This is a genomic window from Microbulbifer mixtoriginis (SeqCode), assembly GCF_052467705.1.
Genome location: NZ_CP174322.1, coordinates 1,608,051 through 1,629,710 on the forward strand (window position 1 = coordinate 1,608,051; position 21,660 = coordinate 1,629,710).

Annotated in this window: 21 protein-coding genes; 13 read left to right on the forward strand and 8 right to left on the reverse strand. The window is 48.7% G+C overall.

What is annotated here, in order from left to right; all coding sequences use genetic code 11:
- Positions 1–86: 86 nt before the first annotated feature.
- The gene (gene sodB, locus ACJJIB_RS07095; protein ID WP_252085033.1) at positions 87–668 is read right to left on the reverse strand and encodes a superoxide dismutase [Fe]; all 582 of its coding nucleotides are present in this window, start codon (positions 666–668) and stop codon (positions 87–89) included.
- A 330-nt stretch (positions 669–998) separates the two neighbouring features.
- On the opposite strand from sodB, the gene ACJJIB_RS07100 reads away from it, so the two are divergent.
- Positions 999–1,754, forward strand: coding sequence for a Clp protease/crotonase-like domain-containing protein (locus ACJJIB_RS07100; RefSeq protein WP_444888349.1), 756 nt, complete (start codon positions 999–1,001; stop codon positions 1,752–1,754).
- Positions 1,755–1,895: 141 nt separating this feature from the next.
- Complete coding sequence (locus ACJJIB_RS07105) at positions 1,896–3,404, forward strand: fumarate hydratase (RefSeq protein WP_444888350.1); 1,509 nt, start codon at positions 1,896–1,898, stop codon at positions 3,402–3,404.
- Positions 3,405–3,591: 187 nt separating this feature from the next.
- Here ACJJIB_RS07105 and ACJJIB_RS07110 read toward each other — a convergent pair whose 3' ends face one another.
- On the reverse strand, positions 3,592–4,509 hold the full coding sequence (locus tag ACJJIB_RS07110; protein ID WP_444888351.1) for a LysR substrate-binding domain-containing protein: 918 nt from the start codon (positions 4,507–4,509) through the stop codon (positions 3,592–3,594).
- 212 nt (positions 4,510–4,721) lie between these two features.
- On the opposite strand from ACJJIB_RS07110, the gene ACJJIB_RS07115 reads away from it, so the two are divergent.
- Positions 4,722–5,408 (forward strand): sterol desaturase family protein, encoded by a 687-nt coding sequence (locus ACJJIB_RS07115; RefSeq protein ID WP_444888352.1) that lies wholly within the window; start codon positions 4,722–4,724, stop codon positions 5,406–5,408.
- Between the two features lie 20 nt (positions 5,409–5,428).
- Here ACJJIB_RS07115 and ACJJIB_RS07120 read toward each other — a convergent pair whose 3' ends face one another.
- Positions 5,429–7,252, reverse strand: coding sequence for a DUF885 domain-containing protein (locus ACJJIB_RS07120; protein WP_444888353.1), 1,824 nt, complete (start codon positions 7,250–7,252; stop codon positions 5,429–5,431).
- 265 nt (positions 7,253–7,517) lie between these two features.
- Between ACJJIB_RS07120 and ACJJIB_RS07125 the strand changes: the two genes are divergently transcribed.
- The 3 genes from ACJJIB_RS07125 to ACJJIB_RS07135 all read left to right on the forward strand — a co-directional run bounded on the left by ACJJIB_RS07125 (position 7,518) and on the right by ACJJIB_RS07135 (position 8,963).
- On the forward strand, positions 7,518–7,862 hold the full coding sequence (locus ACJJIB_RS07125; protein ID WP_252085039.1) for a 4a-hydroxytetrahydrobiopterin dehydratase: 345 nt from the start codon (positions 7,518–7,520) through the stop codon (positions 7,860–7,862).
- 188 nt (positions 7,863–8,050) lie between these two features.
- The gene (locus ACJJIB_RS07130) at positions 8,051–8,518 is read left to right on the forward strand and encodes an OsmC family protein (RefSeq protein ID WP_444888354.1); all 468 of its coding nucleotides are present in this window, start codon (positions 8,051–8,053) and stop codon (positions 8,516–8,518) included.
- 49 nt (positions 8,519–8,567) lie between these two features.
- The gene (locus ACJJIB_RS07135) at positions 8,568–8,963 is read left to right on the forward strand and encodes a GNAT family N-acetyltransferase (RefSeq protein WP_444888355.1); all 396 of its coding nucleotides are present in this window, start codon (positions 8,568–8,570) and stop codon (positions 8,961–8,963) included.
- A gap of 119 nt (positions 8,964–9,082) precedes the next feature.
- Here the strand turns inward: ACJJIB_RS07135 and ACJJIB_RS07140 are convergent, their stop codons facing one another.
- On the reverse strand, positions 9,083–9,961 hold the full coding sequence (locus ACJJIB_RS07140) for a bile salt hydrolase (RefSeq protein ID WP_444888356.1): 879 nt from the start codon (positions 9,959–9,961) through the stop codon (positions 9,083–9,085).
- Positions 9,962–11,112: 1,151 nt separating this feature from the next.
- On the opposite strand from ACJJIB_RS07140, the gene ACJJIB_RS07145 reads away from it, so the two are divergent.
- The gene (locus ACJJIB_RS07145) at positions 11,113–12,504 is read left to right on the forward strand and encodes an amidohydrolase family protein (protein WP_444888357.1); all 1,392 of its coding nucleotides are present in this window, start codon (positions 11,113–11,115) and stop codon (positions 12,502–12,504) included.
- A 160-nt stretch (positions 12,505–12,664) separates the two neighbouring features.
- Here ACJJIB_RS07145 and ACJJIB_RS07150 read toward each other — a convergent pair whose 3' ends face one another.
- Positions 12,665–13,168 (reverse strand): thermonuclease family protein, encoded by a 504-nt coding sequence (locus ACJJIB_RS07150; protein ID WP_444888358.1) that lies wholly within the window; start codon positions 13,166–13,168, stop codon positions 12,665–12,667.
- Positions 13,169–13,474: 306 nt separating this feature from the next.
- A complete protein-coding gene (locus ACJJIB_RS07155) occupies positions 13,475–14,236 on the reverse strand; it encodes a TlyA family RNA methyltransferase (protein ID WP_444888359.1) in 762 nt (253 codons plus the stop codon).
- Between the two features lie 124 nt (positions 14,237–14,360).
- Between ACJJIB_RS07155 and nhaA the strand changes: the two genes are divergently transcribed.
- The 5 genes from nhaA to ACJJIB_RS07180 all read left to right on the forward strand — a co-directional run bounded on the left by nhaA (position 14,361) and on the right by ACJJIB_RS07180 (position 19,015).
- Positions 14,361–15,854, forward strand: a complete 1,494-nt coding sequence (nhaA, locus tag ACJJIB_RS07160) for a Na+/H+ antiporter NhaA (RefSeq protein ID WP_444888360.1) — start codon at positions 14,361–14,363, stop codon at positions 15,852–15,854.
- A gap of 97 nt (positions 15,855–15,951) precedes the next feature.
- Complete coding sequence (locus tag ACJJIB_RS07165) at positions 15,952–17,322, forward strand: hypothetical protein (RefSeq protein ID WP_444888361.1); 1,371 nt, start codon at positions 15,952–15,954, stop codon at positions 17,320–17,322.
- Between the two features lie 9 nt (positions 17,323–17,331).
- Complete coding sequence (locus ACJJIB_RS07170) at positions 17,332–17,712, forward strand: MmcQ/YjbR family DNA-binding protein (RefSeq protein ID WP_444888362.1); 381 nt, start codon at positions 17,332–17,334, stop codon at positions 17,710–17,712.
- A gap of 39 nt (positions 17,713–17,751) precedes the next feature.
- Positions 17,752–18,606: a thioredoxin gene (trxA, locus tag ACJJIB_RS07175; RefSeq protein ID WP_444885693.1), complete on the forward strand. Its 855-nt coding sequence runs from the start codon at positions 17,752–17,754 to the stop codon at positions 18,604–18,606.
- Positions 18,607–18,685: 79 nt separating this feature from the next.
- Entirely contained in the window at positions 18,686–19,015 is a 330-nt protein-coding gene (locus tag ACJJIB_RS07180) for a YqfO family protein (protein ID WP_444885692.1), read from the forward strand.
- A 43-nt stretch (positions 19,016–19,058) separates the two neighbouring features.
- On the opposite strand, the gene ACJJIB_RS07185 is transcribed toward ACJJIB_RS07180, so the two are convergent.
- Positions 19,059–19,586, reverse strand: a complete 528-nt coding sequence (locus ACJJIB_RS07185) for a hypothetical protein (RefSeq protein WP_444888363.1) — start codon at positions 19,584–19,586, stop codon at positions 19,059–19,061.
- Positions 19,587–19,688: 102 nt separating this feature from the next.
- The gene (locus tag ACJJIB_RS07190) at positions 19,689–20,228 is read right to left on the reverse strand and encodes an NUDIX hydrolase (RefSeq protein WP_444888364.1); all 540 of its coding nucleotides are present in this window, start codon (positions 20,226–20,228) and stop codon (positions 19,689–19,691) included.
- A 102-nt stretch (positions 20,229–20,330) separates the two neighbouring features.
- On the opposite strand from ACJJIB_RS07190, the gene ACJJIB_RS07195 reads away from it, so the two are divergent.
- Positions 20,331–21,641, forward strand: coding sequence for an efflux RND transporter periplasmic adaptor subunit (locus ACJJIB_RS07195; protein ID WP_444885690.1), 1,311 nt, complete (start codon positions 20,331–20,333; stop codon positions 21,639–21,641).
- Positions 21,642–21,660: the final 19 nt, after the last annotated feature.

Sequence of the window (21,660 nt, forward strand, 5' to 3'; positions counted from 1 at the left end):
TAGGGGCAGTATTCTGGAGCCATGTCGGGAGTGATTTCCTCCCATAAAAAAAGCGGGCAGTGCCCGCTTTTTAGGTAATTCCGCGATTAGGCGAAATTCTGGTTTACAAATTCCCAGTTCACCAGCGCCCAGAAAGCTTCCATGTACTTAGGACGCAGGTTGCGGTAATCGATGTAGTAAGCGTGTTCCCATACGTCGCAGGTCAGCAGTGGGGTAACGCCTTCATCAGTCAACGGAGTGGCTGCGTTGGAAGTGTTGACGATAGCTACTGAACCATCGGCTTTTTTCACCAGCCAGGTCCAGCCAGAGCCAAAGTTGTTTACCGCGCTGGTGGTGAACTCTTCCTTGAACTTGTCAAAGCTGCCGAATGCTGCGGTGATAGCTTCTGCAACAGCGCCAGTGGCTTCGCCGCCGCCGTTGGGGCTCAGGCAGTTCCAGTAGAAAGTGTGGTTCCATACTTGTGCGGCATTGTTAAATACGCCACCGGAAGAGGATTTGATCACTTCTTCCAGGGATTTATCGGCGTCAGCAGTGCCTTCCAGCAGACCATTCAGCTTGTCAACGTAAGTCTTGTGGTGTTTACCGTAGTGGTACTCCAGAGTCTCTTCAGAGATATGGGGGGCCAGGGCATTCATCGCGTAGGGGAGTTCGGGCAATTCGAAAGCCATGGTGTCTTCCTTCCTTTGTTTAGGGTTATTGGTGAGAGCATTCTACACGCGCCGTATGCCAGAATTAAGCCGGCGCAGTAGAATAGGGGATTTTGGGACGTTTTCCTCGAACTCAAGGGGTGGTGTTTGATGACACCAATGTTTTGCTGTCGTCTATTCTTACTTGTGGCCGATTACTTTTTCGTCAATTTTTGGTATAACTGCCGCATAATTCGACGAATCTGTCCCGGCTTGATTGTCTCTAAGTAATGAATTTAGCGGTGCCGGGCGGGACAATCCCGAACTGACCAGTACCGAACCCACCAGATTAGTTACCGGGTGTATTGATACATGCAACGTAGAGAGCCCACACTGGACGGCAGCGCCGCCATCGAACCCGCACTGGAGCCCAGCTCTCCTGAGCGCAGCGAGCAGGCCCAGGAACCACAAGTGATCGTTGAGGAGCGCCGCGGTGGCTTCTCCTTCCTAGGCCTCTGTGCCTTGGTCTTAGCCATGGGGGGACTTGCTGCTTCTGGTTTCCTCTACCAGCAGTGGCAGGAAAGCCGTACCCAGCTGGTCAACGCGGAGAATCGCATAGCCGATGCCGAGAACCGGATTGCTGAGCTGGAGAAGCGCTTTAGTCTCTCTGATGAGGAGTCTACAGCTTCCGTTGAGGTGCTGAGCGCCAAGGCCAAGGAGAACTCCTCCGAGATCCGCAAGCTTTGGGGGGTGGCTTACGATACCAACCGCAAGAGTATTGCAGCCAATAAGGCCGCAAACGAAGCCAACAAGAAACAGGTTGCTTCACTCAACAGCAAGCTCGGTAGCCTCGATGCCAGTGTGAAAAAGATTGCTGCGGTTGAATCTGCCCTGGCGGAATTACGTAAAGGCAGTATCGAGAGCAAGCGTGAGATGACCGACAAAATTTCACGCCTGGAGCGTCAGCTGGCCTCTGTGCGCAGTGATCTGACTATGCGTGTCGGAGCCAATGAAGAGGCAGTGGAGTCTATTGATGCCTACCGTCGCTCGGTGAACAAAGATCTGGTACAACTGCGCGATGCGATTCGCTCTCTGCAGTCCAGTGAGCCTACAGCCTCCTCAATGTAGTTTTTCAGGGGCTAGAAAAGGCGAACCTTGGGTTCGCCTTTTTTATTGCCTGTGGAAAATTTATCGCCATTTTAATAACAGGCCAATAACCCTACATTTCGTGTAGAATCGCCGGCCTTGAGACGTTAATCGGAGTTGGGCATGACCACTATCCGCCAGGATGATCTGATCGACAGCGTTGCTGATGCGCTGCAATTTATCTCTTACTACCACCCACAGGACTTCATTCAGGCCCTGAACAAGGCTTATGAGAAAGAGGTCAACCCGGCGGCCAAAGACGCCATGGCCCAGATCCTGATCAATTCACGGATGTGTGCCGAGGGCCACCGCCCTATCTGCCAGGATACCGGCATTGTCACCGTGAAGTTGAAAGTGGGTATGAATGTGCGTTGGGAAGCGGACATGAGCGTTACCGACATGGTCAACGAAGGTGTGCGCCGCGCTTATCAAAATGCCAGCAACGTGTTGCGCGCTTCTATTCTTGCCGACCCAGATGGCGCCCGTAAGAATACCGGCGATAACACTCCGGCAGTGATTCACTATGAAATCGTTCCTGGTGAAACTGTGGAAGTGTATGTGGCAGCCAAAGGTGGTGGCAGTGAAGCCAAAACCAAATTTGCCATGCTCAACCCTTCTGATTCTGTAGTGGATTGGGTTCTGAAGATGGTGCCTCAGATGGGGGCGGGCTGGTGTCCGCCGGGCATGCTGGGTATTGGCATTGGCGGTACTGCTGAGAAAGCTATGTTGCTGGCCAAAGAATCCCTGCTCGACCCTATCGATATCCAGGAGTTGCAGGAGCGCGGTGCCTCCAACCGTGCCGAAGAGTTGCGCCTGGAACTATACGATTCCGTCAACAAGCTGGGTATTGGTGCCCAGGGCCTGGGTGGCTTGACCACTGTCTTGGACGTGAAAGTGAAGGATTATCCCACTCATGCAGCAAATAAGGCCGTAGCAATTATTCCCAACTGCGCCGCCACTCGTCATACCCACTTCACTCTTGATGGCTCTGGCCCCGCGCGCCAGACTCCGCCGAAGCTGGAAGACTGGCCGGAAATTACTCGAGAAGCTGGCAGCAATACTCGCCGTGTCAACCTGGATACCGTTACTGCAGAGGATGTGCAGAGCTGGCAGCCCGGTGAAACCTTGCTGCTGAATGGCAAGATGCTTACTGGTCGCGACGCCGCTCACAAGAAAATGGTGGATATCCTAGCGAAAGGGGAGAAGCTGCCAGTGGACCTGACTGGCCGCTTTATCTATTACGTAGGGCCGGTAGATCCTGTGCGCGATGAAGTAGTTGGCCCCGCAGGCCCAACTACCGCCACCCGTATGGATAAATTTACGCGCACCATGCTTGAAGAGACCGGCCTGCAAGGGATGATCGGTAAGGCAGAGCGTGGCCCAATGGCAATTGAAGCTATTCGTGACAATAAAGCAGTGTACCTAATGGCTGTGGGTGGCGCTGCGTACTTGGTGGCTCAGGCGATTAAAGCCTCCAAGGTAATTGCCTTTCCGGAGCTGGGTATGGAAGCCATCTACGAGTTTGAGGTGGAGGACATGCCAGTAACCGTAGCAGTCGATAGCCAAGGTGAGTCTGTGCATACCACGGGACCATTGATCTGGAAGGCAAAAATTGAGGAGGGTATCGCCTAAGGGTTGCCCCAATTTAAACAAGCCGGGTCCGCGAAGTTCCCGGCTTTTTTTTGTCTTCAAGCTTTTAGGGATTAAGTTTGGCGGGACTAGGTTGTCTTCTCAGCTAGTCACGGTAAAACAGGCATAGTAAAAGCCTAACCTGATGCCTCAATTAGATTCATCCTGGTACAGCCCACTCCAAAAGCCTCTACATCCCCAGCTCTGGGTAAAGCTGCAAAATGGTTTCTCTTAACCAGCGATGGGCGGGGTTGTTGGTTTGTGACTTATGCCAAATCAGCTGCAGGCTGACCTTGGGGAAATCCATAGGCAGTTCAATTGTACGAACAGGTAATGCTCGGTAATGAGAGGACTTCATCATCCTTGCGGGTACAACGGCAATTAAATCGGTGGTGGCGGCTATATGAGGAAAGGAGGATAGGTGAGGGACACGCAGGCAAATATTGCGCTGCAATTTATTCGGTCTGGCCAGCCTCTCCATCGGTGAGCCTACGGGGTTTCCTCTCAGCAATGATATTTGTGGTATTGATTGAAAATCCGCCTCAGAGATGGATTTTCCTACCTTCTCATTATGCTCCCCTGCGATCACCACCAATTCTTCTTCGGCAATAATCAGGCTGCTGTAATTGGGAGATTCTAATGGTAAATAATCGATAATTAAGTCGACTTCACCATTGCTTACCATTCTGGAAGTCATCTCTGATTCGTCAGGTAATATTGTGAGCTTTATCCCTGGTGCATGCTCTCGTAGCCAGGCACTGAGCCCTGGAATCATAAGGGTTTCCACCACATCTGGTAGAACAATCGAAAAATCCCGTTCTGCCTCGCGATGTTCAAAGTCGAGCTGCCGGAAGCTTGATCTCACTGCCCCAAGAGCCGTGTGAATGGAAGGGTGTAGTGCCAGCGCACGCTCGGTAGGGCGTAGGCCTTTTGCGGTGCGGATAAAAAGTGCATCGTTATAGGTGGATCTCAAACGCTTTAAGGCAGCACTTACTGCAGGTTGGCTCATGTGTAGCTTTACTGCAGCCCTAGTCAGGTTGCGTTCGACCATCAGGGCATCAAATACAGGCAGTAAATTCAAGTCCATTGATCTGAGATGATTCGACATTATCAATCTCACAAATAATGCTGTTAATTATTATTTATTAGAATTCAATCATCCGCCTGATTATATTTCTGGTCAATCAAATTCTTAAATTTTCTAGTGCAAATGATGAGGGGCACTCTGTACATCGCTATTAGATGGATGTAATCAAACTGCCGGGTTTTGATTGTTTATATAGTTTTACGGAATTCCAACGCTAATAAAAAGGAGCAAATATGTCGATCAATCACGATGCGGCCCCTTTCAGGGCTGGATACAGGGCGCGAGTGAAAGGCCGTTACCATGGATGGCTTCATCTGATGGGTATTCTAGCTATTGGTGCCGGAGTTTGTATCTACTGCATATTTCAATTGGATTTGTTAAAAACTTGGGAGTTGTTAGTGATCCCCGCAGGGACTGTTATATATAATTTTTCTGAATACGCTAGTCACCGTTGGGCTGGTCATAAAAAGATTCGGATTGCAGGGCTGTTTTATCGCAGACATACCGGGGATCATCATAGTTTTTTTTCTCCACCCCTATTTTCAATTGACTCTACCAGAGACTGGAGAATAGTACTTTTCCCCACTTATTTAACTGCGACTCTTGCTTTAGTGATTGCGCCAATTATAGGATACTTTTTCTCCATACTTTTTTCGATGAATGCTGGTTACCTCTTGATTGTGACTATGGTGGGAAATCATTTGGGTTATGAATTGTTGCACTTGGGATACCACCAGCCTCAAGATCATTGGTTTCATCGAGTTCCCGTTCTGCGTGAGTTGGCTCAATTGCATCGCATACATCATCAACGTAAGTGGATGAATAAATGTAATTTTAATTTGACCATCCCTCTGTTTGATCTTTTGCTGGGCACTTTTCACTGGAAATCTATTGGATCTTGTCAGAAGAGTGAGAGTTAGAGCTCTACAGAGTGCTTGGTTCAAATAGAACCCGTCTTCTCCAGTTGGGTCAACATTAGTTCTCGAATAATCGGCACTGGCGCACTGCCAAAGCTTAGAAAGCTTTCATGGAATTCCTTTAAGTTGAATTTATCTCCGAGCTTATTCTTTACTTCTTCGCGCAAGGCAAGGATATCTGTAAATCCGGCAAAATAGCTGGTGAGTTGAACCTGGCTGAGAGTTGCTCTACGCCACTTTCCCTCCGCCTCAGCCCGTTGTTGAAAAGCCCCATCAACCATTAAATTCATTGCTTCGGCTTCTGTCATGCCCTTGACTTGTACACCGTAATCCAAAATGGTGTTGGTAATTACGCGTAAATTCCACTTGTAGTACATCAGCCAGAGTTCCGGCGAAAAATCACCGTATCCAGCCTCCAGCATCATACGTTCGGCATAGACCGCCCAGCCTTCAATCATGGCGCTGTTACCGAAGATGGTTTTAATAATACTCGGAGACTGGTTGGCATAAACCAACTGGGTATAGTGACCGGGGATGGCTTCGTGAATGTTCAGTATTTGCAAAGTGTAATGGTTATATTCCCGCAGCAGGCTATTCGCTTGCTCATCACTGTAATTTTCTATGGGCAACACATTGTAATAGGTATTGGCATCCTTATCGTAGGGACCAGGCGCATTGATAGAGGCAACAGCAAAGCCGCGTAGATAGGGGGGGGTAGTGCGTACTATTAGTGGCTTTTCTTTGTCCAGGTCGAGTAGATTGTGCTGTATGACAAAGTTTGCCAGCTGTGGTATTTGCTTTTCTATCACCTCTTTGAATGTATCTTTACTGGCATGATTAAGGGATAGTTTTTCGAGTAGGCGCCGGATCTTTTCCATTTGATTTGATGGTGACTGGGTATCGGGAAAATGTTTCGGCCAAAGTTGCTCGGTGAGCGCCGCCATTTTACTGTGGACCTGTTTTTTTTCTTCCAAAGCACGCAGGTAGAGGGCGCTGGCGCTGGTATCAATCTGAATATCAAAGCGAAATTTTTCTTCATATAGTTTTTCTCCAATACGGAAATCGCGAAACCTTGCAGATTTTTCCAGGCGGGTTTGTAAATTTTTTAAAAAGTTTACATAGTCTTTTATCGCTTCACGGGAGGCGTGCAGACGCTGCCGGAATACTTCTTTTTCATCATCAAACATCTGGCTGCTTTCTACCAGGTTTTCTACCCTAGTCCCAAAAACTTCCAGGGCACCTTCGTTCTGTTGAATAGCCAACATTAATTGTGGCGCGGCGGGCCTACGGATGGCCTGTTTTGCGGCTTGGTAGTAATCGGGAACCAAGCGCATGCGCGTATTGAAAGTGCGCAGTCGGTTCTTGAGGGGGGCGTACTCGGTATTTAAAATCAGAGCAAAAGGATGGGATACGTTATATATGGAGGGGTCCCACTGGTAGGATTTGAAGGTGGTATATTCCCACTGCAGGCGCTGTAGGAAATTCATAATAAGCGCCATATCGGTAAGGGAAGAAATACTGAGTAATTCACTATCCAGAGCGGCGAACTTGCGTTCATAAGTTTGAGCGAAGTCCAGTAGATAGGCGCGGAAGGCCTTGTCAGGCACTTGTAAATGTATGGCAGCCTCATAATAGCCTTCGCGGACTGCCCAGGAAGGAAACAGTTTCCACAGACCGTTAACGAACTGTTGGCTCAGCTGCTGAAAGGCCAGTTCCATCTCGGCACGCATTTCAATCATCGTTTCAACTTGAGGGGGCACTATGCGCTTCCTATCGGTACCTTGGGGGCCACAGGCACAAACAAGAGTGAGTGACGTCAAAATCAACAATTTAAGAGGGGCTTTCATGGCGATCCTTGCCAAAAGGGGTTTATAAACGCTTGTGTATCTGCTTAAAAATTATCATATCGGCCGGAGGACCCTTGATCAGCCTGACAATGGTTGTTTACACCGTGAATTGATATCCAAGCATTTAGCACACTGTCCCATATTGGCGAGTGAAAACCGTAGATAATGCGTTTTTAACGTCTGCGCTTGTGTCGTGGAAGAGCCCCGGTTAGAGTGAGCCCCACGTGAAATAACCGATAATAAACAAGGTTTTGAGGATTTATTCATGACTGAGCTAGCCCAACAACAGTGTGAAGCCTGCCGCGCCGATGCCCCTCTCGTCAGCGATGACGAGCTGCCAGGATTGCTGCGCCAAATTCCCGATTGGACGCCAATGACCCGCGACGGCATTATGCAGCTGGAGCGCGTGTTCAAGTTCCGGAATTTCAAGCAGGCCTTGGCGTTTACTAACCGTGTAGGCGCCATCGCAGAAGAAGTGGGCCACCACCCGGCACTGCTTACCGAGTGGGGTAAGGTAACCGTGACCTGGTGGAGCCATGAGGCCAAGGGGTTGCACAAGAATGATTTTATTATGGCTGCGCGCACCGACCAGCAAGTAGATGCAGACTAAGCATCTCCCAAGGGCGCATCTAGCGCCCAATTTTCTGCCATCTCGCGTCATTTCTAAACTGAGGTTGCCCTAGAAGGAACCCTTCGGCTCTATTCACTCCGCTAAATACCTCCTGGTTCCGGAGTCGTTCGGTAGCCCCTGTATATCAATAGTTGAAAGTGTGTGCCCTGGATAGAAGGAGAGAGATTTTGTCTGAGTATACTTCTACAGTGGTCTGGCAACGTGACGACCAGATTTTTACCGACAATCAATACAGCCGCGCTCATACTTGGCAGTTTGATGGCGGTTTGTCAGTTCCAGCCTCTTCATCTCCCCATATTGTCCCAATCCCCTACTCACACCCGGAAAATGTCGACCCAGAAGAAGCTTTCGTGGCGTCGCTATCTAGTTGTCATATGTTGTTTTTCCTTGCAATTGCCGCAAAAAGGGGTTTCGTCATTGATGAGTATCGCGATGAAGCGATAGGCGTGATGGATACAATAGAGGGGGGTAAGTTGGCCATGACTAAGGTCACCCTGAGACCTTTGATCCGCTTTTCTGGCGAAAAGAAACCTAGTCGCGAGCAATTGGAAAAAATCCACCATCTTTCCCACAAGCAGTGCTTTATTGCTAACTCCGTAAAAACAGAAGTGGTTACTGAGATTCGGGAGGTATAACTACTCATTGAAGTGAGTAGGTTTCATAAATACTCATGTAGACGGCAGTATGTTTAAAGTTATTGAAACTGTGGCTTCAGTTGAGGATTTTCTTCGCCTCAGGCAGATTAGTGGGCTATCCCCAAGAAGTCGGGAGGCCGCAGAGAAGGGGTTGCCAAATAGTCTCTATGGCATTCACATTCAAATTCGTTCAACCACCATTGCCATGGGGCGGGTGGTTGGTGATGGAGCCTTAAATTTTGAGATTGTGGATGTCGCTGTCGCCCCAACTTTTCAAGGTCGAGGGTTGGGAAGGGTTGTGATGGAACACATTATGTCTTATTTGGATCGTGAAGCGCTTCCTTCTGCTTATATTACCCTTATGGCGGATGTACCGGAGCTGTACGAGAAGTTTGGTTTTAAGTTAAGCAGCCCTGAAAGTGAAGGGATGTACATATTGAAATAGATTTATTTCAAAGAATGTAAATTCTTGCCTGTAATTAAGGCCATATTGGGTATCGGGCAGAGTGTTTTATATTCAGCGATGTTTTTAGAGTAACTTGTACACCTTGTGTTTCTTTCTGTTCACTTTTTTAGTGGCTTAAACACATCCGTGATATCTCCAACCAATTTGGGGTTCTTTGGGTCGGCAACCCGCTTTCCTGTGCCCTTTGAAAAATCGATTCCATGTAAATCTACCCAAACAATATTTGGATTTTTAACCCAATTGAAATAGTAAATTCGGCGGTTTAAATCAATCACCGAAAGCCACCAAGTGGGATAAGTAGCTGATTCTTTAGTTCCTTCTTCCTGACTGGGACGGCTATAAGGTGCGCCAAAAGGAACGGCCACAGTGCGGATAGCACTTAGGAGGTAAGAGACTGCCTGAATATCATTCGTAGGTTTTGGTAGATTGTGTTGATAGTAAGATAATCTTACAAAACGGTCAGCGCCATCAATCCCTCCAGGAACAGATTTAAGCCCTCCAAAGCCTTGGTAAAAAGGCAGGTTTTGAAGCTGCCATCCATATGGTGGGTCATTTGTCATGACCGAAAATTTCTTACCGTGATGTACAACTAATTTACCATCGATTATTTCGAAGATAGCTGAATCACCACTTGGGTCCTCTATTGCCATATGTGCACCAAGTACTTCGCTACCAACTTTCACTGGCGATATGCGTATATTTTTCATCCCAATGACAGTATCTGCAACTGTAGCATGGTTATCGAGAATAAAACGCAGCCAGCGCATATAGGATACTCCTGGCGTATTATTTGGTTTGGCGTAGCGGGTTGCTCCAAGATATAGAATATGTGCCGTTAGACCTTTCTCGTTAATTCCGTCGGTAGCACCGTCATTTTTTGAGAAGCCATATTGGCGGGCATAAGGAATAATACTTTGTACAACACTTCCATATTTTGAAGTACATTTGGCGGGGTTATGACCATCCTCACCAACCATCTTCATACCTCGAGGATTTATATAAAGAATGTCCCCAATCTATTGATCTGGCGGCAAAAACACCTTGCTCAGTATTCCAGGCAACCCGGGAGCATGCATAGAGTATCGAAGGCCAGGAAAATAGGAGCAACGTTATAATCAACGACATTTTATTTATAGCCGTTTTGATCACTTCATAACTCGTATATTTAGGGTGATTAAAAGCATGTAGTTTAGTTGTCTTTTCTAAGAATATCTGTCTATCTTGGCTTCAAGAGAGCCAATATTAAATACATGATAAGCTTGTAGATTCCAAATTTTTAAGGGATTTTTTTGCGTTTCGTGAGGTTGGTCTTATCTATCTCTGCCGAAAGATAAAAGTTTCTGAGCAATGTGCTAGGAATTTATGTAGGTACGTGAGAGCTTATGGTTTTGAGCAATTTGTTGTAGGGTTGGTAAGTTGATATTACGTCGCCTTTAGGTGTAGTCATCATTTCCTTCTTAGGAGTTTTATTCTAAGTTGTTTATTTGTTAATTGTGTTAAGTAGATTGCAAGAATTTCAATAGATGCTGCGGTAAGTTCTCTAGATACTTATTTTTTTGATTTGTGTAATTTTTATTCTTTCTAATGCTTTATTAATGGAGGTGAACGACTGCGTGTGGGTAGGATAGCCACTGAGTTATAAATCCATAAAAAATTAATGTTACAGCCCCAGTTCTTTGACCGGAATATTTTTATCTTCTCATTATGTATTCTTGATTGTATTTTGGTCTGTATATTTTGTTGTTCAGTGCGATATATAATGATGGTTTGTCGTGAAAAATTAATGTTGTCTCTATTATGTCGGGATTTGATTATGCGTTATGAAATATGGGCTTGATGGTGAGCGATGCTGCAATATGTTTATACTCAGAAATAAGATAACTGTTTAGACTATGTGAGAGATGAATGTATTGTCTGATTTATGGTCTTTGCAGTGTTGCTCGTTAAGTTAGTAGGGTGTATATAGGTCAAAACTAGCTATGCGATTCGATGTTGGTTGAAAAGCTATGAAGCGCTATTGGGTATGTCTATTTAGATAATGCATGTTAAGCGCTTTTAGTTGAGTGGGGGGCTTTTTATCCTGTTTTGTTGATTTGAATTTATCGCCAGCTAATAGAAGGAAATTTTAATGATAAAAAAAATAATTAAGGCATCATCTCTTGGTATTATGTTGCTGTTCAGCTTGTCAATTCAGGCGGAGACGAGAAGTGCGCTTGTGGGGGGGCGGCTGATCGATGGTTTTGGTAATCGGCCAATCGCAAACAGTGTGATTTTAATTCGGGGCGACAAAATTGAGGAAGTTGGCACGGTTGAAACGCTTCCCGTCCCCGACGGGTATCAAATTATTTCTACTGAGGGGATGGATGTCTTACCTGGACTTTGGGAAAATCATGCTCACCTAATGCTCAGTGGACACTCGGACTATGTGCATTGGGATAAACACTACCTACATCGCCTGACCAATGAAATAATGCCTGCTAGTGCAATACAATTACTGCTAGCCGGGGTTACTAGTGTTCGTGATTTGGGTGCTCCGCTAGAAGCATCTTTAGAGATAAAGCGCAAAATCATTTCTGGTGAAATTGCCGGGCCAAGGCTATTTGTTTCCGGTCCATTTATCCAACATGAAGTTTATCCTGGCACCGAAGCTTTTCGTTGGTCAGTCTCTAGTGCCCCAGAAGCAAAAAAGAAAGTAAACTTACTGGCAACAGCTGGTGTCGATATAATTAAGCTGATTGACCATGACAAGATGACTATAGAAGTTGCTCAAACGGTCGTGGATGAGGCCCATAAGCATGGTTTAAAAGTTGTAGCTCATTCGCACCGCCCAGATGAGATCCGCAGAGGGCTGGCCATAGGTGTCGATAACTTTGAACATACAGGGCTGACAACAGCACCTGAGTACCCTGAAGATATCATCCAGTTATTAAAAGAGCGCACTGCTAAGGGCCGCGTTGCTGGAGGCCCGCTTTTCTGGACTCCAACCGTAGAAGGTCTCTGGAACTATAGTAACACTGTGGATAACCCGGAAAGGCTGGATGATACATGCTGGCATAAAGGACTAAAGCCAGACACTATTGACGATATTAAACAGTCATTGAGAAACCCTGGGCAATTGCAGTACATGCAGTTAACTCCCTTACGTAAACCAACTTTGAAAAAGAAAATCTCCCAGCTTAAAGATGCTGGTGTGGTGTTTCTTGTGGGGACAGATAGTGGTATCCCAACTAAATTTCATTGCCAAAGCACTTGGAACGAATTGGCCGTTTTGGTTGAAGAGATGAATTTTTCCGCTATGGATGCAATTCGAGCAGCTACCTACTGGCCCGCAGTAATGATGGGGGTTTCGGACCAATCAGGGACTGTATCTAAAGGAAAATTTGCCGATATCATCGCAGTAAGAGGGGATGTGCTGAGGCATATTAACCTTCTATCCAATGTCTCATTGGTTATGAAAGGAGGAGTCCTCTATAAAAAGGGTGGACAGGCAATAGAATCTTACCCAACCTCGCAAAGGTAAAACCCAAGGAATCTCCTCTTAAAATATCAGCAAACAGTCCCATATACTCCTGTATGGTATAAGTTATAGACCAGTTTGGTAGCTCTAATGATTTTTTATTTTGGGCTTTATGGGACCTGTTTGCTTAGTGGGTAAAATTCATGTTCAGAAAATTTAGTTTTTAATCATCTAAAAAGAAGTTGTTTTCCGGATTGTAATAGCAAAAATCGTGATCAAGGTTCTTGCGAAAGCAGTAGGGATCTTTTGCTTCCATTTCGCCCCATAACCCTAGATTGGAGTAGTATGCAAAGTCTTGCTCAATCTTGAATTTATCTCCGCAATAGTAGGCGTAATTCCAAGCGGCTCCTCTTGCAACCATTTCTTGATTGATGTTGTACCCATTTGCAAATAGATAGCCAGTTTCTCTGCCGTATTGATCCCTTCCTGTCGATTGGAAATCCACAGTGCCAAATGACAATAAATGATTCAGGGTTTGAGTAGCTTCTGGGCCATATATTTGCGTGCTGGGATAGGTTTCTGGTGCATCAATGCACTGAAGGCGTATTTCAACATATTCACCAGAAACATATCCGTGAACTGTGTCACCGTCTATTATCCTGTAGTTAGTCAGTGGAGCCGCTTGTAATGAAGTGGAGAGCGCACACAGCAAAATTAATCTTTTCATTGGGGTTATCTGCGTCGTTGTTTTATGCGCGCAGGATAGGGAGTATTTATTACGTGTTTATTTATAGATTGTGATAGTAATAAATAATTTTTGTTAAAGGGTGAGAGTGTTTTGAGAGACGAACATGAGGATGTTTCTTAATTCTAAGCGGTAGGTATCTAAGATCTGTCTGGAAATTTTTATTTTGAAACGTAATCGATAGGGCCCTCGAAATATGATGACCCTAGCGTAAATTAAAATTATGTCAGGATAGAGCGTTCAAGTGGATTCAGTGGTGTAATATTAAACTTTTTTTGTTCTCTTAGCTCATGCTTCTCTATGTGCAGCCCAGAGTAAGAATTCCCGGTTGCCATCGCCACCTTTAATTGGGCTGTCAATATATTCTTTAATCTCAAGTCCTAGTTCATCACATAAATATGCAATTTTCTGGCGTACTTGTGGGTAGAGGTTTGCATCACGCACCACCCCCCCTTTACCAATGCCCTCAGGTCCCACCTCGAATTGTGGCTTTACCAGGGTCAACAGCTGGCCTTCGGGTTTTAGTAAAGAAGGCAGCTGCGGCAGTATCAACGTTTGGGAAATAAAGGATACATCCATGACGATGGCATCAAAGCCAGTATCTGCGAAAGGAGAAAGCTGTGATGCCTCTAAATAACGGGCATTAATTCCTTCGAAGAGGTGCATACGTGGATCATCTATTAGTTTTTGTGCTAGCTGATCTCGCCCTACATCTACCCCTACTACGGAAGTGGCGCCTCTCTGCAACAGGCAGTCACTAAAGCCTCCCGTAGAGCAGCCTACATCCAGGGCGTGCCAGCCCATAGGGTTTAATCCTGTGTGATCGAGTATTGCGGCAAGTTTTAGGCCGGCGCGGGAAACATATTGATCTTCGGGTAGTGCAGTGACTTCTAAGGCGCAGTTTTCACTGACGGATTGCCCAGCTTTGCGCGCCAGCTCCATGGGGCCGCCCTCGGACAGCGTGACCCTGCCGGCTTCAACCAGTTTTTTGGCGTGGGTGCGGGAATTGGCGAGTTTTCTCTGTACTAGCAGTTGGTCCAAGCGGGTCATGTTTTGCTACTGGGTCCTGTCAAATGGTTAAGAATAGTGTGGCCATGCTAACCTCTGGCTCCCATAGGTAGAAGTGCGGCTCCGTTTCTAGTCGGGCTACTCTTTACTAAAGAGGGGGTTGTCGATGGCAAAAAGCGTTCTGAATAAGTTCAAGATCCGCAAAGGAAAGGTTTTTGAGGCGCCTTTAGAACAGGCTTTTGGGCGCCTGGTGACACCTTTTGAAGAGTTTATCCACCGGCAGAGCAGCAGTGGTATTTTACTGATGCTTTCTGCGCTGGCGGCGCTCATTATCGCAAATTCCCCCCTGGAAGATGTCTACATAACCCTTTTGCATATGCCCATCAGTTTCACTGTGGGAAATTGGGAGTTTTCTTTATCGCTACACCACTGGATTAATGAAGGTCTAATGACGATCTTCTTTTTTTTAGTGGGCTTGGAGCTCAAGCGGGAATTTATGGTAGGGGAGCTGTCCGATTTACGCCATGCGGTACTACCTGTGATGGCGGCAATCGGTGGCATGGTGGTGCCGGCATTGATTTATGCGGCATTCAATGCTGGCGGTGAGGCGGAGCGTGGTTGGGGAATCCCCATGGCCACGGACATTGCTTTTGCCGTGGGCTGTATTGCCTTATTGGGTAATCGTGTGCCTCGCGCGGTTGTGACTTTCTTAGTGGCCCTGGCTATTGTTGATGACTTGGGCGCCATTCTGGTGATCGCTATCTGGTATACAGAGCAGGTAAATATGACCGCGCTGATCGCTGCGGGTTGCCTGGTTGTGATTATGTGGTTGCTGAAGGCGGCTGGCGTGCGTAACTCCCCGCCCTATGTATTTGTGGGCATTCTGCTGTGGTATGAATTTTATCTGGCCGGAGTTCACGCCACCATTGCGGGGGTCATAACTGCAATGGCGCTGCCGGCGAAGCCCAAGTACGATCCAGTGGCGTTTAGTACCTTCGTTAAAGATATTATCCGCAGCTTTGATCGCTGTTTCCGGCCCGGCGATAAAATCATTGCCAACGATGCCTTACGCGCACGGGTTATGGCCCTTGGCAGTGGCGTTAACCTGGCGCAGTCTCCTCTGCAGCGTATGGAAACCCGCCTGCACACTCCGGTTGGCTTTCTGGTGATTCCCATCTTTGCGCTCGCTAATGCAGGCATTCCCTTCGATAGCTTTACTAGCTCTAGTGCAGTTTTCAACCCGGTAACTCTCGGGGTAATCGCAGGGCTGGTATTCGGAAAGCTGATTGGGATTGTGGGGGCTACTTGGATCGGTTGGAAATTAGGCTTGGGCAGCTTACCTAAGTTGGCTAATTTTCAGCATATCATTGGCGTGGCATTACTCGGCGGTATCGGCTTTACTATGTCGATCTTTATTGCCGAACTGGCGTTCAGTTACCAGAATAACCTGTTGAATCAGGCCAAGGCAGGTATCTTACTGGCTTCTGTAATTGCCGGTATCGCCGGTTTCCTGGTACTGCGCACTGCGCCGGTTACTGAAGAGTTTGATGTACAGACCGATGGCCGGGAACCTGAGCCTGCGGGGGGCAGTGAAGCTCAGCAAGAAGGCTTAGAGAAGCAAGATAGTTCCGCTCAGGAAAATCCCGGTCGTCAACGTTGAGGGGCTTCCCGGCCTGGTCCTGCCATAGCAGGCCGTTTTGGGGTTTTCCCGGCTGAGTAAACTTCCAGATGTGAAATAAATTTCAAGAGAAATAATAATGAAACAAGTAGTAAAGGCGGTGGGTCTGTTGCCAATTCTGGCTGCACCTCTATTTCTTGTCGCCTGCGAGGGTAAAGCGCGATCAGAGGATAAGTTACGAGAAGCAGTAGAGGTTAAAGGGCAAAAAACTGCAATAGAAGGGAAAGGGGATATGTCCATGGATACAGTGGCCAGGGACTATGTTGCCCTGGTGTTGGAATTGGGTAATCACGACAAGAGTTATGTCGATGCCTATTATGGCCCGGCTCAGTGGCGAGAGCAGGCGGAGCAGAGCCAGGCCAGCCCGGCGGATATTGCCAAACGCGGTAACGCCCTCATCGCTCTGCTACCCGAAGAGGGCGTGGCGGATGGTTCCCTTGACGGCCTGCGTCTACACTACCTGCGAACTCAACTGGCTGCGCTGGTGGCTCATGCCCGCAGCCTTGCTGGCGAAAGCGAGCGCAACTTTGCCAAAGAAGCGCGCGAGCTTTATGACACCGAGCCCCCCAGGCAAAATTTCACTAGTTTCGATCCACTCTTGCAGGAGTTGGATGAGCTGTTGCCCGGCAATGAGCCCCTAAGTGCGCGAGTGCAGGCGTTTCGGCAGCAGTATGAAATCCCAGTGGGCAAGCTCCAAGAGGTTTTTGATGCAGCCATTGCGGAGTGTCGCAAGCGCACCAAGCAGTATATTCCGCTGCCACAGGATGAAAATTTTGCCCTTGAATATGTCAGTGACAAACCCTGGAGCGGTTACAACTGGTATCAGGGAGGGGCGCATAGCCTGATACAGGTGAACAGTGGCTTGCCGATTACCATTGATCGAGCGATCGACCTTGGCTGCCATGAAGGCTACCCGGGCCATCACACCTATAACGCGCTGTTGGAGCAAACGCTGGTGGAAGACCGTGGCTGGGTGGAATACAGCGTGTATCCGCTGTTCAGTCCCCAATCTCTGATTGCCGAGGGCAGTGCCAATTACGGTATCGATCTGGCCTTTCCTGGGGAGGAAAAAAACCGCTTCGAGATGGAGGTACTTTATCCCCTCGCCGGGTTGGACCCACAAAGTGCGCAAAAGTATGAGCGGGTGATGGGACTTGTGGATAAGCTCAGTTTTGCCGGCAATGAAATTGCTCGGCAGTATATCGATGGTGAAATTGCCCCAGACCAAGTTGCAGTACTGTTTGAGAAATACACTCTGATGAGCCCGGCCAAGGCAAAGCAGCGCAAGGATTTTGTCGATGCCTACGGTGCCTATGTAATTAATTACAACTGGGGCAAAAAACTGGTAGCTGATTATGTGGAGCGAGATACAAACAGTGCACAAGAGCGCTGGCAGCGTTTCGCCAAGCTGTTGTCGTCGCCACGCTTACCTTCTTCGCTAGACTGGTAGGCGCTAACAATGCACAAGGCGGAACTGCGGAGTTATTTACTTGCGCGACCAGAGGCGATTGAGGACTTCCCCTTTGGTCCCGATGTTGCGGTGTACAAGATTAAGGGGCGTATGTTCGCGACTCTCAGCCGTTATCGCGAGGTAGATGCGACCAATTTAAAGTGTGATCCCGACGAAGCTCAGGCCCTGCGGGATATCTTCCCTGGCGTGCTGCCGGGTTACCATATGAACAAGAAGCACTGGAATACTGTATTGCTCGATGGCACAGTGCCGGATTATGAAATTGAGCGGATGGCGGATCGCTCCTATGGCCTGGTGGTTAAGGGGCTGCGTAAAATTGAGCGGCAATCCCTTGAGCTGGCTTATGGCATGGATACCCTCTACCGCTAGAACCTCAGCAGATTAGCAAGACATTACTCAGGAGAGTTTGTGAACGATTTTATTGTCGATGTAACGGCAGAAAACGCCCAGCAGGTACTCATTGAAGAATCCATGAATCGCCCGGTTCTGGTGGATTTCTGGGCCGATTGGTGCGAGCCGTGCAAACAGCTGATGCCGGTTTTGGAAAAGCTCGCGAATGAATATGCAGGCCAGTTCCTCCTGGCAAAAGTGAATGCCGACACCGAGCAGATGATCGCCGGCCAGCTGGGGGTACGCAGCTTACCTACAGTTATGCTGCTCAAAGAGGGGCAGCCGGTAGATGGCTTTGCCGGGGTGCAGCCGGAAAGCCAGATTCGTGAAATGCTCGATAAATATCTGCCCAAACCCTGGGACATCAAATTGCAGCAGGCCCAGGCGCTGATTGGTGAGGACAAGGTGGATGAAGCTCTGCCGTTGCTGCGCCAGGCTTACGCTGAATCCTCCGAGCGGGTGGATATTGCCAAACACCTGGCGGCGTTGCTGCTCGATCAAAACCGTGCTGCGGAAGCAGAAACCGTGCTCAGCAAAATTCTGCTGGCGGATCAGGATGCGGAATACCAGCGCCTGATGGCCCAGTTGGAGCTAAAACAACAGGCGGCGGATACCCCCGAGATTCAGGCGCTGCAGAAGGCCCTGGAGCAGAACCCGCAGGATTATGATTCCGCCTATAAGCTGGCGGTACAGTACAGTCAGGCCAATCGTCACGAGGAAGCCCTGGAGCTGTTGTTGGATATCCTGCGCAAGGATATGAATTTTGCCGATGGCGCGGCCAAGCAGGCATTTCTCGATATGGTGAAAAGCTTGGGTGCCGGCGACCCCATCGCCACCCAATATCAGCGTAAGCTGATGACGTTGATGTTCTAGACGTTTCAATCGTATTGCACTGTAAAGGGGCCTTGAAGGCCCCTTTACTTTATACACCGTTGAATAGTGAATCAGTAGAATGCATAAGCTCTGTATCTATATACCCTCAAGTCATCTGGAAGTTGTCAAGCAAGCTCTGTTTAACGCCGGAGCTGGCAGAATCGGCGACTACGACAGTTGTTGCTGGCAGGTATTGGGTGCCGGTCAGTTCCGGCCACTAGCGGGCAGTCAGCCGTTTATTGGTGAGTCCGGGCAGATAGAGCAGGTAGAGGAATATCGGGTTGAGATGGCGTGTGCCGATGAGTCTGTGGATGCAGCACTTGAAGCCCTCTACCAGGCACATCCTTACGAGGAGCCGGCCTTTGACCTTTGGCGCCTGGATGAGCGTTGTGGCGGCAAAATTCGCTAGTGGCAGGAAATAAACAGTATCCTGCCATTCGCGAGAGAGGGTTTTAAAGGTTATCCAGTGCCTGCTGGCGCTGCTGACTGTTTTCTTTTAACGCTTGAACCTCTTTCAAAATCTGTGAAATCCGGCTATCGCCCTCACGGTTCTCCTGCAATAGCTGTGCCTGGGGGCCTTGTGGCTGAGCATCGTTGCTGGGTGTGGCGGGCAGGGTATTGATGGGTTTTATCCGATGTATACGTACATGAGTATCCAGGCCCTCGGGTATCGAATCAGAGAAGTGCCAATTGCCCTCACTGTCCCGCCAGCTAAATACCTCCCTGGTCTGTTTATGTTGCTCTTCTGGCAAAAGGCCACTGGATTCCACCAGGGTTTCCAGTTGCTCGGCAGATTTCTGAGTACTGTCGCTCACCGCTTGAATGGCGCGTTGGCCTTGCTGGCGAACTGTGTCCAGAGTCTGCTGATCGGGAAGCCAGTCTTGGGGAGACATAATCGGTTTGCCATCGGGGCCGGGAATCAACATGGGTAAGCCCACGCCCACTAATAACAGTACCGCAAGCATATAGGCGTATTTCATTGGAACATCCTTTTTAAATGTACTCAGGTGGGTGAGTGCTTCTCCCACCCAGAGTCCTCTTCCAGTGCACTATCTTCAGCTTGGCTCGCGCTGTAGCTACCACTATAGCTTCCGCGAAATAACGCCCCGGTGCAGCTGGTATTGCCCCTGTTCCGTGTCGGTGAAATAGTGCTTGAGAGTTTTATGCATGATCGGGAAGGCAATTTCAGTCCAGGGGATTTCTTCCTGGCGAAATAGTGACACTTCTAGTGACTCCGGCCCGGGGCCAAAATTCGTATCGGTGAGCTCTCCGCGATACATCAGGTAAACCTGATTGATATGCGGAATGTCATAAATTGAATAAAGCTCGTCCACACGAATGCTGGCACGTGCTTCTTCCCAGGACTCGCGCAAAGCACCTTCTTCACTGGTTTCACCGTTTTCCATAAAGCCGGCGGGCAGGGTCCAGAGTCCCAGGCGTGGCTCAATGGCGCGTTTACACAGTAAGACCCGGTCTTCCAGGTAGGGTAAAACACCGACAATCACACGCGGGTTGATGTAGTGGATGGTGCCGCAATTGCCACAGAGGTGGCGAGGGCGGTCATCGCCTTGGGGGATGGAAAATGTGACGGCATTACTGCCGCATTGGCTACAAAATTTCATGGCGTCAGTATACCCATGCAAGATTCCAGCGCCAGCTTCCAGCTTTTTGACGCCTATAGTTGTTAAAGGTGTTGAAGTTCATAGGGCGGTGCCAGCTTTACTATGGCGCGTATTTTATTTTTTTGGCTTGTGCTGATCGCCTTGGCGGCCTGTGGCGGCAAAGACGATAAGCAAAAGGCACCGCCACCGCCTCCTGTAGAGGTGCTGGTGGTGCGAGAACAGCCAGTGATTCCGCGCTTTGAATTTGTCGGCCGGGTGGAGGCCACCGATGAGTATAAGGTGCGCCCCCGCGTGCAAGGTTATATCCAGAGTCGTGATTTTAGAGAGGGGGAAACGGTTAAGAAAGGGCGCCTGCTATTTGAAATAGATCCGCGCCCATTTATCGCTGAATTGGATAACCAAAGCGCCAATTTGGAGCGCGCCGAGGCAACTCTGCGGATCGCTGAGCGCAATTATCGACGTGGTCGAAAGTTGGTCGCTACAGGTGCTATCAGCCAGGTGCAGATGGATGAATTACTGGGCACTTTTGAAGAGGCCAAGTCACAGGTCGATGCAGATCGGGCCAAAGTGGAAAGTGCTCGCCTAGACCTCTCCTACACAAAGATTTACGCGCCACTTACCGGCCGCATTGGTCGTACCCAGTTCACTGAGGGTTCCCTGGTGGGACCTGATTCGGACCCGCTCACTACCATCGTCAAGATGGACCCAATCTATGTGTTGTTTGAGGTTCCTGAAAACCAACTCTATGCCGTACAGGTGGATGCCGAGCGCCGCCGCCGGGAGGGGTTGCCGCCAACGAGGCTGGATGTGCGTATAGAGCTGCCGGATGGTAATTTTTACCCCTATCAGGGCCGGATTGTATTTATCGATAACCAGATAGACCCCAACACCGGCTCCGTAGCGGTACGCGCACTCTTTCCCAATCCGGGCAGCCTACTGGTGCAAGGGCAATTTGCTCGGGTCTCAATCCGTTTGTATACCGGCAGTGAGGCACTTAAACCGCTGGTGCCGCAATCTGCAGTGCTGGAGGACATGCAGGGGCGTTACCTCTTTGTGCTGGGTAAGAAAAATATTGCTGAAAAACGCTATGTCACTTTGGGGCAGCGGGAGGGGGAGCTTTGGGCGGTCAACCATGGGTTGGTTGCTGGGGAGTCGGTCATCGTTAACGGTTTGCAGCGGGTTGTTGCGGGCAAGCCAGTGACCCCTCAAAACACGCCGCGGAACCCCTACGACGCATCAGAAAAGCCGGCAGAGCCCGCAAGCGGTGGCGCTTCTCCCGTAGGTAAGCAAAGTACCAAACAGCCTATAGGCTTCGGGCAGGGGACACTGCTCCCCGATGACATGGAACTTCCTGAAGGTGTGGAGGAGGGCGAACGCCACCGATACGAGGGACAAGAGCATGATTATAAATAGCCCGCCTGAAATGGGGGGG

Excerpts from the sequence above, each read along its gene's own strand:
- sodB (WP_252085033.1), bottom strand. The coding sequence starts at position 668 with ATGGCTTTCGAATTGCCCGAACTCCCCTACGCGATGAATGCCCTGGCC.
- ACJJIB_RS07100 (WP_444888349.1), top strand. The coding sequence starts at position 999 with ATGCAACGTAGAGAGCCCACACTGGACGGCAGCGCCGCCATCGAACCC.
- ACJJIB_RS07105 (WP_444888350.1), top strand. The coding sequence starts at position 1,896 with ATGACCACTATCCGCCAGGATGATCTGATCGACAGCGTTGCTGATGCG.
- ACJJIB_RS07110 (WP_444888351.1), bottom strand. The coding sequence starts at position 4,509 with ATGTCGAATCATCTCAGATCAATGGACTTGAATTTACTGCCTGTATTT.
- ACJJIB_RS07115 (WP_444888352.1), top strand. The coding sequence starts at position 4,722 with ATGTCGATCAATCACGATGCGGCCCCTTTCAGGGCTGGATACAGGGCG.
- ACJJIB_RS07120 (WP_444888353.1), bottom strand. The coding sequence starts at position 7,252 with ATGAAAGCCCCTCTTAAATTGTTGATTTTGACGTCACTCACTCTTGTT.
- ACJJIB_RS07125 (WP_252085039.1), top strand. The coding sequence starts at position 7,518 with ATGACTGAGCTAGCCCAACAACAGTGTGAAGCCTGCCGCGCCGATGCC.
- ACJJIB_RS07135 (WP_444888355.1), top strand. The coding sequence starts at position 8,568 with ATGTTTAAAGTTATTGAAACTGTGGCTTCAGTTGAGGATTTTCTTCGC.
- ACJJIB_RS07140 (WP_444888356.1), bottom strand. The coding sequence starts at position 9,961 with ATGGTTGGTGAGGATGGTCATAACCCCGCCAAATGTACTTCAAAATAT.
- ACJJIB_RS07145 (WP_444888357.1), top strand. The coding sequence starts at position 11,113 with ATGATAAAAAAAATAATTAAGGCATCATCTCTTGGTATTATGTTGCTG.
- ACJJIB_RS07150 (WP_444888358.1), bottom strand. The coding sequence starts at position 13,168 with ATGAAAAGATTAATTTTGCTGTGTGCGCTCTCCACTTCATTACAAGCG.
- ACJJIB_RS07155 (WP_444888359.1), bottom strand. The coding sequence starts at position 14,236 with ATGACCCGCTTGGACCAACTGCTAGTACAGAGAAAACTCGCCAATTCC.
- nhaA (WP_444888360.1), top strand. The coding sequence starts at position 14,361 with ATGGCAAAAAGCGTTCTGAATAAGTTCAAGATCCGCAAAGGAAAGGTT.
- ACJJIB_RS07165 (WP_444888361.1), top strand. The coding sequence starts at position 15,952 with ATGAAACAAGTAGTAAAGGCGGTGGGTCTGTTGCCAATTCTGGCTGCA.
- ACJJIB_RS07170 (WP_444888362.1), top strand. The coding sequence starts at position 17,332 with ATGCACAAGGCGGAACTGCGGAGTTATTTACTTGCGCGACCAGAGGCG.
- ACJJIB_RS07180 (WP_444885692.1), top strand. The coding sequence starts at position 18,686 with ATGCATAAGCTCTGTATCTATATACCCTCAAGTCATCTGGAAGTTGTC.
- ACJJIB_RS07185 (WP_444888363.1), bottom strand. The coding sequence starts at position 19,586 with ATGAAATACGCCTATATGCTTGCGGTACTGTTATTAGTGGGCGTGGGC.
- ACJJIB_RS07190 (WP_444888364.1), bottom strand. The coding sequence starts at position 20,228 with ATGAAATTTTGTAGCCAATGCGGCAGTAATGCCGTCACATTTTCCATC.
- ACJJIB_RS07195 (WP_444885690.1), top strand. The coding sequence starts at position 20,331 with ATGGCGCGTATTTTATTTTTTTGGCTTGTGCTGATCGCCTTGGCGGCC.